19 protein-coding genes and 2 tRNA genes are annotated in these 14324 nt (G+C 39.6%); 19 read left to right on the forward strand and 2 right to left on the reverse strand.

Translation table 11 applies throughout. The annotated features are described in order from the left end of the window. Positions 1–70: 70 nt before the first annotated feature. The 15 genes from murA to ACWODM_RS10640 all read left to right on the forward strand — a co-directional run bounded on the left by murA (position 71) and on the right by ACWODM_RS10640 (position 10195). Positions 71–1375: a UDP-N-acetylglucosamine 1-carboxyvinyltransferase gene (murA, locus tag ACWODM_RS10570; RefSeq protein ID WP_455321343.1), complete on the forward strand. Its 1305-nt coding sequence runs from the start codon at positions 71–73 to the stop codon at positions 1373–1375. Positions 1376–1388: 13 nt separating this feature from the next. Beyond that, on the forward strand, positions 1389–1565 hold the full coding sequence (locus ACWODM_RS10575) for a DNA-directed RNA polymerase subunit beta (RefSeq protein ID WP_455321344.1): 177 nt from the start codon (positions 1389–1391) through the stop codon (positions 1563–1565). Between the two features lie 399 nt (positions 1566–1964). Then, positions 1965–2552, forward strand: coding sequence for a 3D domain-containing protein (locus tag ACWODM_RS10580; RefSeq protein ID WP_455321345.1), 588 nt, complete (start codon positions 1965–1967; stop codon positions 2550–2552). Between the two features lie 93 nt (positions 2553–2645). Beyond that, positions 2646–2927, forward strand: coding sequence for a membrane protein insertion efficiency factor YidD (gene yidD, locus ACWODM_RS10585; RefSeq protein WP_455321346.1), 282 nt, complete (start codon positions 2646–2648; stop codon positions 2925–2927). A gap of 201 nt (positions 2928–3128) precedes the next feature. Beyond that, the gene (locus ACWODM_RS10590) at positions 3129–4313 is read left to right on the forward strand and encodes an ABC transporter substrate-binding protein (protein ID WP_455321347.1); all 1185 of its coding nucleotides are present in this window, start codon (positions 3129–3131) and stop codon (positions 4311–4313) included. Positions 4314–4484: 171 nt separating this feature from the next. Then, a complete protein-coding gene (locus ACWODM_RS10595) occupies positions 4485–5387 on the forward strand; it encodes a branched-chain amino acid ABC transporter permease (RefSeq protein ID WP_455321348.1) in 903 nt (300 codons plus the stop codon). A 9-nt stretch (positions 5388–5396) separates the two neighbouring features. Then, positions 5397–6374, forward strand: coding sequence for a branched-chain amino acid ABC transporter permease (locus ACWODM_RS10600; protein WP_455321349.1), 978 nt, complete (start codon positions 5397–5399; stop codon positions 6372–6374). After that, entirely contained in the window at positions 6355–7131 is a 777-nt protein-coding gene (locus ACWODM_RS10605; protein ID WP_455321350.1) for an ABC transporter ATP-binding protein, read from the forward strand. The genes ACWODM_RS10600 and ACWODM_RS10605 overlap by 20 nt, the downstream gene beginning before the upstream one ends. After that, entirely contained in the window at positions 7131–7832 is a 702-nt protein-coding gene (locus ACWODM_RS10610) for an ABC transporter ATP-binding protein (protein ID WP_455321351.1), read from the forward strand. The genes ACWODM_RS10605 and ACWODM_RS10610 overlap by 1 nt, the downstream gene beginning before the upstream one ends. Before the next feature lie 3 nt (positions 7833–7835). Next, positions 7836–8480, forward strand: a complete 645-nt coding sequence (locus ACWODM_RS10615) for a CBS domain-containing protein (protein ID WP_455321352.1) — start codon at positions 7836–7838, stop codon at positions 8478–8480. A 106-nt stretch (positions 8481–8586) separates the two neighbouring features. After that, entirely contained in the window at positions 8587–8838 is a 252-nt protein-coding gene (locus ACWODM_RS10620; protein ID WP_455321353.1) for a DUF2969 domain-containing protein, read from the forward strand. A 93-nt stretch (positions 8839–8931) separates the two neighbouring features. Further along, positions 8932–9015: transfer RNA gene (locus tag ACWODM_RS10625), tRNA-Tyr, on the forward strand. Between the two features lies 1 nt (position 9016). Continuing rightward, positions 9017–9088, forward strand: a tRNA-Gln gene (locus ACWODM_RS10630). Between the two features lie 88 nt (positions 9089–9176). Beyond that, a complete protein-coding gene (locus ACWODM_RS10635) occupies positions 9177–9341 on the forward strand; it encodes a hypothetical protein (protein ID WP_455321354.1) in 165 nt (54 codons plus the stop codon). A 146-nt stretch (positions 9342–9487) separates the two neighbouring features. Continuing rightward, positions 9488–10195, forward strand: coding sequence for a GntR family transcriptional regulator (locus tag ACWODM_RS10640; RefSeq protein WP_455321355.1), 708 nt, complete (start codon positions 9488–9490; stop codon positions 10193–10195). A 127-nt stretch (positions 10196–10322) separates the two neighbouring features. On the opposite strand, the gene ACWODM_RS10645 is transcribed toward ACWODM_RS10640, so the two are convergent. Further along, positions 10323–10970 carry a YigZ family protein gene (locus ACWODM_RS10645; RefSeq protein ID WP_455321356.1) on the reverse strand — a complete coding sequence of 216 codons (648 nt, stop codon included), beginning with the start codon at positions 10968–10970 and terminating at the stop codon, positions 10323–10325. Positions 10971–11085: 115 nt separating this feature from the next. On the opposite strand from ACWODM_RS10645, the gene ACWODM_RS10650 reads away from it, so the two are divergent. Continuing rightward, positions 11086–11376, forward strand: a complete 291-nt coding sequence (locus tag ACWODM_RS10650) for a DUF7662 domain-containing protein (RefSeq protein WP_455321357.1) — start codon at positions 11086–11088, stop codon at positions 11374–11376. Positions 11377–11472: 96 nt separating this feature from the next. After that, the gene (locus tag ACWODM_RS10655) at positions 11473–11793 is read left to right on the forward strand and encodes a PTS sugar transporter subunit IIB (RefSeq protein WP_455321358.1); all 321 of its coding nucleotides are present in this window, start codon (positions 11473–11475) and stop codon (positions 11791–11793) included. Positions 11794–11939: 146 nt separating this feature from the next. Here ACWODM_RS10655 and ACWODM_RS10660 read toward each other — a convergent pair whose 3' ends face one another. Further along, a complete protein-coding gene (locus ACWODM_RS10660) occupies positions 11940–12149 on the reverse strand; it encodes a hypothetical protein (protein ID WP_455321359.1) in 210 nt (69 codons plus the stop codon). Positions 12150–12293: 144 nt separating this feature from the next. Here ACWODM_RS10660 and ACWODM_RS10665 point away from each other — a divergent pair, with 144 nt between their 5' ends. After that, on the forward strand, positions 12294–13592 hold the full coding sequence (locus tag ACWODM_RS10665; RefSeq protein ID WP_455321360.1) for a DEAD/DEAH box helicase: 1299 nt from the start codon (positions 12294–12296) through the stop codon (positions 13590–13592). Further along, entirely contained in the window at positions 13582–14256 is a 675-nt protein-coding gene (locus ACWODM_RS10670) for a ComF family protein (protein ID WP_455321361.1), read from the forward strand. Before ACWODM_RS10665 ends, ACWODM_RS10670 begins: the two co-directional genes overlap by 11 nt. The last annotated feature ends 68 nt before the right edge of the window (positions 14257–14324 follow it).

Below are 14324 nucleotides of genomic sequence, written 5' to 3' on the forward strand. Positions count from 1 at the left end.
GATGAATGTGCTATAATTAAAAGAGATTTTGACGAACAAATCAAATAGCGCTCTATTTGGAGGGAACAAAATGGAAGAGATTATCGTTCAAGGTGGTAATCAATTAGAAGGAACAGTAAAGATTGAAGGAGCAAAAAACGCGGTATTGCCTATTTTAGCTGCTAGTTTGTTAGCGGAAGATGGTGTAACGACTCTACGCAATGTTCCAATTCTTTCGGATGTGTTTACGATGAATCAAGTGATTCGTCATTTAAATGTAGATATTGATTTTGATGAAAAAAACAATCAAATAACGATTGATGCTTCAAGACAATTGGAGATCGAAGCTCCTTATGAATATGTGAGTAAAATGCGAGCTTCAATCGTTGTGATGGGTCCATTACTTGCTCGCAATGGACATGCGAAAGTTGCTATGCCAGGCGGTTGTGCAATTGGTAAAAGACCGATCGACTTGCATTTGAAGGGATTTCAGGCACTGGGAGCAAAAATTATTCAAAAAGATGGCTATATTGAAGCTATCGCCGATGAATTAAAAGGTAACAGCATTTATTTAGACTTCCCAAGTGTCGGTGCCACTCAAAATATTATGATGGCAGCTGTCAAAGCCAAAGGCACGACAACGATAGATAATGTAGCTAGAGAGCCAGAAATTGTTGACTTAGCGAATATCTTGAATAAAATGGGCGCTCGTATTTATGGAGCGGGTACAGAAACGATGCGTATCGAAGGTGTGGATCGCTTGGTTGCAGTCAACCACCCGATCGTTCAAGACCGCATCGAAGCAGGAACCTTCATGGTTGCTGCCGCTATGACACAGGGGAACGTCTTAATTCAAGATGCTATCTCTGAACATAATCGTCCTTTACTTTCCAAGCTAGTAGAGATGGGTGTAAAAGTCATTGAAGAAGAAGAGGGCGTACGGATCATTGGCCCTAAAGAATTAAAACCTACAGATGTCAAAACAATGCCTCATCCAGGGTTTCCAACAGATATGCAGGCGCAGATGACAGCGATCCAGTCTCTTGCCAAAGGAACAAGCATTGTGACGGAAACAGTGTTTGAGAATCGTTTCCAACATTTGGAAGAGATGCGTCGAATGAATGCCCATGTGAAAATCGATGGCAATTTGGCGATCATTGAAGGCGGTCATGAACTTCAAGGAGCACTAGTCTATGCGACAGATTTAAGAGCGGCCGCAGCATTGATCTTGGCTGGTTTAAGAGCGAAGGGTAGAACTCGCGTGCGTAACTTGAAATATTTAGATCGCGGTTACTATAAATTCCATGAAAAACTTCAAGCATTAGGTGCAAATGTAGAACGTGTATCTGATTCAGATCGGACAAAAGATGCAGCAGTAGTTGTTTCTCACTCGTAAGGAGGAGTAAAAGGTGCAGACAAATCGATATATGTTAACCTCTGTGATCAAGGTCCTGTTGGTTATTCTATTAGCCATGATATTATTCTTGGCAGGCCTGATGGTTGGTTATGGTATTATTGGAGACGGTTCGCCATTCCAAGTTTTCAATCGAGACTTGTGGCATCATATTCTGGAATTTGTTAAATAAGTAAGACCGATTAACAAGCGTTTTTGTCAGATTCGTTTCTGACAAGGACGCTTGTTTTTTGTCTTAATTGTCATTTTTATGTAATAAAGAAGGAGGATTTCTCTAAAAACTAAGGGAAGAGACCTTTTTTGTAGAGCGTAGATGAAATATTCTTTTTAGTAGTTACATATTAAAAAACAACAATAAAATTTTATAAAAAGCGAAACGATCCGCATGAGTAAAAGGATTGTTCGATGAGACAGTATGAGAAAGGAGAGGGGGGAAATGAGAATATATCAAATGTAACAATAAATAAAACGTTTTCTCTTCTTGTGTCAATGAGCATTAATATTTTCGTAACCTGGATAGATTTCTCCTGTGATAAGATACAATTCGTATGATTTAGGAGGAATTTTTTTCATGAATAAACGATTTTTGCCTGTTGCCATGTTAGCGATCGTAGCGGTGTTTAGCTCGATTTTTCCAGTATATGCAGCAGAAGAACAAGAAGAAACAACAATGAGTTATGAAGTATTTGAAGATGATACTGTTAAAGATATGTCTGGCTTGCTAATCAGTCTTGCTGTAGAAAGTGATGCTGTCAAAGAAGTGCAAGCTGAGATCGAAGCAAAAGAGAAGGCAGAGCGTGAAGCGAAAGAAAAAGCAGAACGTGAAGCTAAGGAAGCAAAAGAACGAGCGGAAAGAGAAGCTGCTCGTCGTACGATGGTCATGGAATCAACGGCTTACAGTTCTGATCCAGCAGACAAACTGGGCGGAGGAACAATGACAGCAACAGGTCAAAACTTATTGCAAAATCCGATGGCAGTCGCAGTGGATCCTAATGTGATCCCGTTAGGTACACGCCTGCATGTCGAAGGGTACGGAGAAGCTATCGCCAGTGACACTGGTGGAGCGATCAAAGGAAACATTGTGGATGTTCATTTTCCAACGTATGCTCAGTGTGTACAGTGGGGAAGACGCCAGGTGACGGTAACCATTCTAGATTAATAGGAAAGAACGAGACGCTGAAAAGTCTCGTTCTTTTTTGTTGTACATCTATATAAAAACAGGTATAGTTTGGATTAGAAAAGAGGAAATTTTATGCAGAAAATTTTGATTGCACTGGTTAGAGGCTATCAGCGCTTTATTTCCCCACTGTTTCCCCCTAGCTGTCGTTACTATCCAACTTGCTCAAGTTATATGATTGAGGCGATTCAAATACATGGTGCATTAAAAGGAAGTCTGATGGGGATCTCAAGAATTTTACGTTGCCATCCATTCGTTAAAGGTGGTCTCGATTATGTGCCTAGAAAATTCACTTTGAAAAGAAACAAAAAAGATAAGATTCGACCTGTTTATACCTACAAAAAAGGAAAAAGATGAATGCATTCGGATCATGCCGGATTTTTCATCTTTTTCTTTGTGTAAAATATGTCTGCGAACAGTGATTCTCAAAGGGTTTAGCGAATTATTTTTGAACAAAATAAAATGTATAAAATATTCTGAAAATTCGTTGACAATTACAGAAAAATTATGTATATTGATTTACATACTCAGGGGAGTAAAAGAGGGAGGAATTATTTTATGAAAAAGAAATTTGCATTTTTATTTGCTAGCTTGTTTCTACTAGGAGCATGTAGCGCAGGTCCAAGCGGTGGCGGTTCAGGCAGTGGTTCTGAAGGCGGAAATACTGCAGACGGAGACACAATCAAAATTGGATTAAATCTTGAATTATCTGGTCCAGTTGCTGGTTACGGAACACAAGAACAAGACGGTGTTCAACTAGCTGTTGACCAAATCAATGAAGATGGCGGTATTTTAGGCAAACAAGTTGAATTAGTCGTAAAAGACAACAAATCAGACAATAATGAAGCTGCGACTGCTGCAGCTAACTTAACAACAAATGATAACGTGGTTGCAATCATTGGTCCAGCAACTTCTGGAGCAACGAAAGCAGCGATCCCAAATGTAACAAAAGCACAAGTTCCAATGATCACACCTTCAGGTACAGATGATACGATCACTGTTAATGGCGATGCCGTTCAGGAATATGTTTTCCGTTCTTGCTTCCAAGACAGCTTCCAAGGCGTTATCTTGGCGCAATATGCAGCAGATCAATTGACTGCTGAAAATGCAGTGATTCTTGGAGATAATTCAAGTGACTATGCGATCGGCCTGTCAGAAGCCTTTAAAGGTGCGTACACTGGAAATATCGTATTGGAAGAAAACTTCACAAAAGGTGATACTGACTTCCAAGCAGTTTTGACAAAAGTTAAAAATGCTGACTTCGATGTATTGTACATCCCAGGTTATTATGAAGAAGCTGGTTTGATCATCAAACAAGCTCGTGAAATGGGAATTGAACAACCAATCATCGGTGCCGATGGTTTCGGTGATGAAAAAATGATTCAGCTTGCTGGTGCGGAAAATGTATCAGATGTTTACTACACAGGTCACTTCTCTGCGTTAGCACCTGCTAATGACACTGTAGAACCATTTATTGAAGCATTCAAAGCAGAATATGGTAAAGAGCCATCTACATTCAACGCGTTAGCATTCGATGCAATGTACATGATCAAAGCAGCAATCGAATCGCAAGATTCTGCTGACTCTCAAGCGATTACTCAAGGTTTAGCTGAATTGACAGACTTTGTTGGGGTAACAGGAAATATTACAATCGATGAAAACCACAACCCAGAAAAATCTCTTGTAGTTATTGGATTTACAGATGGTCAAGAAAGCTCAGCTGACGCTATCGATCCAAATTAAGGATTCAATCAATCATAAGAACTAGAAGCTGGGACAAAATCGAACAATTGGTTTTGTCACAGCTTTTTTTGATGAAATGATTACTTTAAGAGTAATACAGCGAACAAGTAATACAAAAGTTTTTAAAAAGATTTTTTGAAAATTAAAATGAAGTAATTGGATGTGATAAAAATGGAAATTATGATCCAGCAATTGATTAATGGATTATTCCTTGGAAGTATCTATGCGCTCATGGCATTAGGATACACCATGGTATATGGAATTATAAAACTTATTAATTTTGCCCATGGAGAAATTTATATGATAGGTAGTTTCATTGGTTATTTTCTACTGAACACCTTTAGTACATGGGGGTTTTTAACTAACGGCATTGGTTTTTTTGTAGCTATGATCATTTCGATGGCATTGAGTGCACTTTTGGGTGTGGTCGTTGAATTTTTAGCTTATCGTCCTTTGAGAAAGTCAACCCGGATCGCAGCTTTGATTACAGCGATCGGTGTCTCTTTCTTTTTCCAAAACGTGATGATCTATTTCTTTTCACCAGACACTCGTCCGTTTCCACAAGCTATCGCTAGACAAAGCTTTTCAATTGGTTTTGTCTCGATCAGTAATATTCAAATCTTGATTCTGACGGTTTCTGTGACCTTGATGATTCTGTTACAGTTGATCGTTCAAAAGACGCGCATGGGAAAAGCGATGCGTGCTGTGAGTGTTGATGCAGATGCTGCTCAATTGATGGGAATCAATGTCAATCGGACAATCTCCTTTACCTTTGCCTTAGGTTCTGCTTTGGCGGCTGCCGGAGGGATGTTGATCGGTTTATACTATAATTCGATCAATCCAATGATGGGGGTAGCACCAGGCTTGAAATCATTCGTCGCTGCTGTTCTTGGCGGGATCGGAATCATTCCAGGCGCTGCATTAGGTGGCTTTGTGATCGGTCTGATCGAAACAATGTCTACGGCATTAGGTTTTTCTGATTACAAGGATGCACTGGTTTACGCCGTGCTGATCGTTATCTTGTTGGTTCGTCCAGCCGGAATCCTTGGAAAATATGTCAAAGAGAAAGTGTAGGTGTCAGCAATGAAAAAGAATTTAAAATACAATCTAACTTGGTTAGCGATTGCGGCTGTCATCTATATTGGTTTATTCGTTCTTTACAATGGTGGTTTCATCAATTTGTTTACTGACAGCATTATTGCAAATATAGGGATCAACATTATTTTGGCAGTTGGTTTGAACTTGATTATTGGTTTTTCTGGACAGTTCTCACTTGGTCATGCCGGTTTTATGGCGATTGGAGCTTACACGGCAGCGATTCTTACGAGAGACAATCCGACTTTTGGTGGTTTTTTAACAGGTCTGTTAGTAGGGATGCTTGTGTCAGGAGCAGTAGCTTTAGCAGTGGGTATTCCAACCTTGCGATTAAAAGGGGATTATCTGGCGATTGCTACTTTAGGGATTTCTGAGATCATTCGTATTTTAATAATTAATCTGAGAGGGTTGACGAACGGTCCAGCTGGAATTTTTGGTTTGCCTCAATTCAGTAACTGGCAGGTGATCTTCATCATGATGGTTCTTTCGGTGCTGATCGTTTCGAATTTTATCCATAGTGGTGGCGGGCGAGCAACCTTGTCTGTTCGTGAAGACGAAATCGCTGCAGAATCTATGGGTGTCGACACAACGAAATATAAGGTAACAGCTTTTGTAATGGGTGCTGTACTGGCGAGTGTTGCCGGAACCTTGTATGCCAGCTACCAACAATCTGTTTTTCCTCAGGACTATGGATTTATGAAATCAATCGATATTCTGATCATTGTCGTTTTCGGCGGTATTGGAAGTACGACAGGAGCCATCGTTTCAGCGATCGTTCTAGGTTTCTTGAATATGTACCTGCAAGATTTTGGTAACCTGCGTATGATTATTTATGCTTTGGCGATTATTGGTATTATGATCTTCAAGCCAAGTGGTTTATTAGGCACTTGGGAATTTTCAGTGAAACGTATTTTTGACAAATTTTCTAAAAAGGAGGATGATTCGGATGCCTCTGTTAACAATTAATGATTTGACTAAAAACTTCGGCGGTCTCGCAGCAGTTTCTCACGTAAATATCGTTTTGGAGGAAAATGAATTGGTCGGTTTGATCGGACCAAATGGTGCCGGAAAGACGACCTTATTCAATTTACTGACGGGTGTGTACGAACCCAGTGAAGGTGATGTACTTTTAGACCTTGATGGGAATGAACAACGATTGAATGGTATGAAGCCCTATAAGATTGCCGATTTGGGATTGTCACGTACCTTCCAAAACATTCGTTTGTTCAAAGACTTGACGGTGATGGACAACGTACTGATTGCAATGAATTCAAAAAATCCAGAAGGTTTTCTGAGCAGCGTACTTCGTTTGCCTAAGTTCTACCGTACAGAAGAAAAACTGCGTCAAAGAGTTAGAGAGCTATTGTCAATTTTTAACTTGGAAGACAAAGTAGATACTTTAGCGAAAAATTTGCCATATGGACAGCAACGTCGTTTAGAGATTGTTCGCGCATTGGCGACTGATCCAAAAATCTTGTTCTTAGATGAACCGGCAGCAGGGATGAATCCTCAGGAAACAGCAGATTTGACCAAACTGATCCGTCAGATTCAAAAAGATTTTGGCTTGACGATCGTTTTGATCGAACATGATATGAGCCTGGTCATGGATGTATGCGAACGCATCTATGTGTTAGAATATGGTCAGGTGATCGCAGATGGTGATCCAGAGAAAATCAAGAATGATCCACGAGTGATCGAGGCTTATTTAGGAGGGGAAATCTAATGTTGACGGTTGAGAATTTATCAGTACGTTACGGCATGATCCAGGCGGTCCATGACGTTTCCTTTCAAGTGAATCAAGGAGAGATCGTCTCACTGATCGGCGCAAATGGTGCTGGCAAGACAACTATCCTACGAACAATCTCAGGTTTGATTCGTCCAGCTGCAGGAGAGATCCAGTTTGAAGAACGTTCGATCAAAAAAGAAGCACCTCAAAAAATCGTTGCTTCAGGATTATCGCAGGTGCCAGAGGGACGCCATGTTTTCCCAGGACTAACTGTTCTGGAAAATTTGGAGATGGGTGCTTTTTTACGAAAAGACAATCAGGTAAAAGAAGACTATGAACAAGTTTTTGAAAAATTTCCTGTTTTAAAAGAAAGAATCAGTCAAGATGCTGCCACATTGTCTGGTGGTGAGCAACAAATGTTGGCGATGGGACGAGCGTTGATGTCTAAACCTAAATTGTTGTTATTGGATGAGCCGTCTATGGGGCTGGCTCCGATTTTTATTCGCGAGATTTTTTCAATTATCGAGGAAATTCAAAAGCAGGGGACAACGGTACTATTGATCGAACAAAATGCACACATGGCTTTATCGATCGCGGATCGTGGCTACGTACTGGAAACAGGTAAAGTAGTTCTTGAAGGAACAGGGAAAGAATTACTGTCCAGTGAAGCTGTCAAGAAAGCCTATTTAGGAGGGTAAAGAATGAGTGTTAGCGATTTTATGACCACAGAGTTAGTAACAGTAACGCCAGAAACACCGATTTTTGATGCAGTAGACTTGATGAAAAAGCACGACATCCATCGTTTGCCGGTGCTGGCAAACAATCAACTGGTGGGTCTGATTACTGAGGGGATCATTCAGGAAGCAATGCCATCAAAAGTAACGAGTTTAAGTGTTTATGAAGTCAACTATTTATTGAACAAAACCGTTGTAAAAGACGTGATGATCACAGACCTTGCAACGATTGCTCCAGATGCTTTACTGGAGGATGCGATCTCAATGATGCGTAAAAAAAATATTGGGGTCTTGCCAGTGATTGAAAATGAAGAGTTAAAAGGGATCATTACCAATAATGACATTTTTGATGCTTTTCTAAAAATTACTGGATACAACAGCGGAGGCACACGGGTAACGATCCAGCTATCTGAAGACTCTAAAGGGATTTTAGCTAGTATCGCAAAAGTTTTGGCAGACAAAGATCTCAGTATTGCAACGATCGTTGTCAATCGAGTGGAAGCTGTAACGATCATTGAGATTCAAGTAGAGTCTCAAGAAGTAGAAACAATCAAGCAAACACTGACAGATGCAGGCTATCTAGTAACCAGTGCAGTGCTGACAAATCAATAAAATGGAAATAGTTCTCTTTTTTAGGGAACTGTTTTTTTAGCGTGCTTCTAAAAAAATGCACAAAGAATAACAGCTTCTACTAGGAAATAAACAAAATTATGATAAAATGAAGAACGAGGTGAAAATTGTGAAAAAAAACAAAGATATCGAAGTGCGTTTAGAAGAAACAAAAAGACAGATTAGTGGTTCCACTTATGAAGTGACGGAGCTTTCTATTGGCAAGAAAAAAATTGGAGAAGTTTTGGCTTATGGACCGAAAGAATTCCATAGCTTTATGGGTAGTGAAGAAATTGGCGCTAGCAAGACGTTAGACTTGGCGATCGAAGCAATCATTCGTCATTGGAATTTACATGAATAATTTCTGTAAGATCTAAAAAAGTTAAAAATAACTATTGCAAAAAATTAAATAATCTTGTATTATGAATTGGTCAGGTTTTTTACGAGACCTTTTGGAGGAGTAGCGAAGTGGCTAAACGCGACGGACTGTAAATCCGTTCCTTCGGGTTCAGTGGTTCGAATCCACTCTCCTCCACCATTGGGGTATAGCCAAGCGGTAAGGCAAGGGACTTTGACTCCCTCATGCGTTGGTTCGAATCCAGCTACCCCAGTTTTTTAAACACGTCTAGTTAGAGGCGTGTTTTTTTATTTGAAGAAAAATGAGTTTTACGTTACCCTAAGAGAAAAGGAGTGTTTTCTATGAAGTTAAAATTTAATTTGAAAGAAAAAATCACAGACGCAGCCGAACATATTTATGACATTGCAAAGAAAGATGTTGTAGTGAATGTCCAAAAAACTGGTCTAAAGATTTCTGAAGCTCGTCCAACAAAGCATACCATTAAATGGCGTGTAAAAAATCATTGATCTATCAATATTCAACAAAGGAAATAACTTCTACACTTACATTATAGTGTCAGAAGTTATTTTTCTTTGGTCTAATCGAAAATTTTATTTGAATTTGGCGGTATATACCGCATATAATAGAGAAAAGACAAGGAAGGATGAAGAAGATGGCAGATACACTACCTGTTTATATTCAGATTCACGATGCAATCAAAGAAAAAATCGAAGCGCACCATTGGCAAATTGGCGATCGTCTGCCTTCAGAAAGAGAACTGTCTGTTCAGTTTGGAGTAAGTCGGATGACCCTTAGACAGGCGATTCAAACATTGGCAGACGAAGGAATCCTAGAAAGAAAAATTGGTTCAGGAACCTATGTCGCTCGCAGAAAAGTTCAAGAAAAAATGACGGGTACAACCAGTTTTACAGAAATCATGCTTTCTCAGGGGCGTGAACCGTCAAGTCGGGCAGTCTCCTACTTTTTTACCTCTCCAAGCTCTAGTGAAATGGAAAGATTGCAGTTGACGAAAGAAGACTTGATTTTACGGATGGAGCGTATTCGTTTGGCAGATGGTATTCCTATTTGTTTTGAAGTAGCCAGTATCCCGGAAAAGCTGATCAAAGAATTTAGCAAGGCTGAAATCACCTCGTCGTTGTATCGAACCTTTGAAAAAAAAGGTGACCGTAAAATAGGGGGCGCGAATCAAACGATCTCAGCAATGGTGGCTTCTGAAAAAATTGCCGACTACTTGGAGATCAAAAAAGGAGAGGCGATTTTGAGAATGCGACAAGTCTCATTTTTTGAGGATGAGACCCCCTTTGAATATGTACGCAGTCAGTATGTGGGGAATCGTTTTGAATTTTTCTTGGAAAAATAAAGAGAAGGCGACATAAGTAAAAAAAACAAAAATATCCGAACAAAGTAGGACAGATGGTCACTAAAACTAGTGAATTTGCGACGTGAACCAATCTTTTATTTGTACGGATATTTTATTGTTAATCTGCTTAGGTCGCAGCTTCTTTGCTTTCGATTAGTTGTTCAACGTAAGAGTACTCACCATCCTCAAAGACTACCTGACCATTCAATAAATCCGTCACAGCCTCTTTGAAGGTGGCTTCTTCTTGGACCATGACACACAAAGTGATTTTTTCCAAAAATTGTGTATCTTTTACAAAGAAATTGTTTTGTTCAAGATAGTGTTGCAATTTACCTAAAAGTGGGTATTCGATCGTGACGAAAATCTCTTTCTGCCGTTTTCCTTCGACGATCCCTATCTCATTCAAAGCATGGGAAACTGCGCTGGAATAGGCACGGATCAATCCGCCAGCTCCTAGTTTCGTGCCACCAAAATAACGGGTAACAACGGCAACAACATTTCTCAAGTCATTTTTTTTCAGGACTTCTAGCATCGGCACTCCCGCGGTTCCGCTAGGTTCACCATCATCGCTGGAGCGCTGGATCTCATTTTTGTCTCCAAGAACAAAGGCATTACAGTTATGATTGGCTTTCCAATGTTCTTTTTTGATTACTTGAATAAAGGCTTTGGCTTCCTCTTCAGAAGTTATCCGTTTAAAAAAACAGATGAAACGCGATTTCTTTATTTCGATTTCTGCTTGTCCATCTTCTTTAATCGTCAAATAGGTATCGATCATTTAAGACAACCTCCTTTTCCTTCAGTATAGGTAAAAAAAGAGAAAATTTCAAATGGCTTCTCCTCTTGCAATTTGTTTATGAAAGCGCAATAATAGATAAAAGGGGGTACGGGCGATGGCAGAACGTAGAAAAAAATATGATGTTATCACAGCATATCTTAGAAATAATGGCGGCTCCCAAATAACATTGACCTTTACACAATTTGATGAGCTCTTGTTCCCGGCGAATGGTTTGCCTAGAACGGCGCGCACATCGATTGATTGGTGGGCCAATGATTACCGTCATCCTGAAAAAGGGGCGTATGCCTGGATCAATGCCAACTATGAAGTCGTGTATGTCAATCTGGAAAAAGAGTATGTTGTTTTCCGTCCACTACTGAAATCCAATTGGTTGAGCAGAGATTAAAGAACCTTTGTAGGAAGCGTTGACAACGGTTATGATTGAATTATAATGAAGAGTACAGTTTTAGATAAAGATAAAGTAGGTTAGGGGAGATTGTGAATGTCAAAAAAAACCATCATGCTTGTATGTTCGGCTGGAATGAGCACCAGTCTTTTAGTAACAAAAATGCAAACAGCTGCTGAACATCAGGGTTTAGATACGGATATTTTTGCTGTTTCTGCATCAGAAGCAGATGCAAGGTTAGCAGATAAGGATGTAAATGTTCTGCTATTAGGACCGCAAGTACGTTTTATGAAGGCTGATTTTGAAAAACGTTTAGCACCAAAGGGAATTCCCTTGGATGTCATCAACATGGCTGATTATGGGTTGATGAACGGCGAAAAAGTTTTAGCACATGCACTGAAGCTGATTGGTGAATAAGAAAGTGACCAGAGGAGTCGAAAAAGACTTCTCTTTTTTCATTAAAAGCAGAGAATTATTCCTGAAATAGAACTCTCGTTAACGACAATTCGTTAACAAGGGCTCTTTTTTTGTCTCAAAAACAGGAATAGCATACTTGGTAAGGATTATTTAGAAGATAAATGAATCATCCCTTTGATCGTTTGATGGATGAATTCAAGTGTCAATTTAGCGTATTGTAATTTTTTTGTGAATCTCCATTCTGGTGAAAAAATTTCTACAATAGTTACGAATGTATCCAATAGATCAAGGAGCAAGTCAATATTGTCTTCGTGTTTGCTGTAGAAATTTCTCAAAATTTTTAATAAATCAGTCATACATATCACCTCACTTTTTACTTAGCGAGTTACTTTATGTAAGTTGGATATGATTTATAACTGAATTGGTTATTTTGTTAAAAATTTTTTTGTATGAAAAAAATCCCTCTTTTTTACGAATTTATAAATGAAAGGGGAATTAATATGGAATTCAGAGGACGTCAACAAATCTTTTCTCGAACGGAGGCTACGAAGTTTGACCGAAGGCTGACGATTCGTCCAGCAGTCACCGATCGCTGTCAACGCTGTGGCACGATTGTTGGACAAGAGGAATGTCTGTTGCCGAATGGTAGTTACTATTGTTCAGCATGTCTTCGATTTGGTCGAATCACTACCGAGGATCTACTGGTCTCCGAGAACGAAGAAGAAAAACAACCAAGGAATATTACTTTTAGTTGGGAGGGACGATTGACAGCACCTCAGCAGGATGTTTCTAATCAAGTAATGGAATGTGTTGAAAACCAAAGACATGCGATGATCTGGGCTGTCACTGGCTCTGGAAAAACAGAAATGATCTTTCCAATCATCAAACAGGTTTTGGAAGAGGGGGGGCGTGTGGCTGTTTGTTCCCCGAGAATTGATGTATGTCGGGAACTGCACCCTAGGATCAAGGCAGTGTTTCCCAAAGAAGAGGTTCTTTTGTTATATGGGGATTCAGAAGAAAGCTATCGCTATTGTTCGTTAACGGTTTGTACGACCCATCAAATGATGTATTTTTATCAGGCGTTTGATTTGCTGATCGTCGATGAGATCGATGCTTTTCCCTATGAAGGAGATCCTCAGCTGCACTTTGCTGTCAAACAGGCAATCAAGCCAAGGGGAAATTATATTTATCTGACAGCTACGCCACCCATCAAACTTTTAAGGGAGCTTCGAGAGACCTTTACTATTGTTAAACTTCCGATTCGCTTCCATCAACGACCACTGATCGTTCCCGAGCTGCTTTTTTATGAAAATTGGTGGACTTGTTATCAGAATCGTTGGAAGTTGAGAAAATTTCTACGTTACTTGCGACAGCTTGTCAAAGACAATGCCGTTTTAGTTTTTTGTCCTAGTATCGAGTATATGCAAAAACTTTATCAGCGAATCAAAGGATTTTTTCCTGAAGATCAAACTGCGTGTGTTTCTTCGCAAGATGAAGAGCGTGAGAGCAAAGTCGAAAAGATGCGAGAACAGCAATACCAGATTTTATTCACAACAACGATCCTTGAAAGAGGTGTGACTTTTGAGAAGGTATCGGTCATCGTGATGGGGGCAAATCATCCTGTCTATTCCAAATCTGCTTTGGTTCAGATTGCTGGACGGGTAGACCGAAAAGGTGCATACAATCATGGACGGGTGCTTTTTTTCTTTAATCAACAAACAAAGGACATTCGCAAGGCTTGTCAAGAAATCAAGGAAATGAACCAATTAGCACAAAGGTGGCGAACCAATGAATTGTAATTTTTGTCAGAAAGAAATTATTCGAAATTTAACGGTTAAAGAGATTCTCTTTCCATTTTTGATCAAAGAACAGCGTTGTCAGCAATGTGACGAAAAATTTACTCGAATCCCCAAAATATGTTGTCCGACTTGCTGTAAGACCGGAAGCCAACAAATTTGTGAAGAGTGCCAGCGCTGGCAGCGACTGTATCCTGATTACGCTTTTTCTCATCAGGCTTTTTTTCAGTATGATGAAGGCTTTCAAGAGTGGATCCATCAATATAAATTTTTAGGAGATTATCAATTAAGAACGACCTTTACCCCTGAATTAAGAGCGTTCTTCAAAAATAAGCAATTCTTAGTCTGCCCAATTCCGTTATCCGAAGAAAGATATGCCAGCCGCGGCTTCAATCAAGTGACTGCTTTTTTGGAAGCAGCGGATATTTCTGTCACTTCTTTACTGATAAAAAAGAGCGATACAACGCCTCAGTCTGAAAAAAACCGAAAAGAACGCCTGGCTTCCCAGCAACCTTTTCAAGTGACCTCGGAAGTTGAAAAAATCAAAGGAAAAGATATTCTTTTAGTCGATGATGTTTACACTACGGGTAGAACTTTGTTTCATGCAGCAGAATTATTGTTATGCTATAAGCCGTGTTCTATCAGTAGTTTGTCTCTAGCAAGATAAAAGAATTTCAAGATTTGATACCGATTTCTTTTGCATTTATGCTAAAGTTCGATATAATGAATATAAGA

It is taken from the genome of Enterococcus olivae (assembly GCF_053760925.1).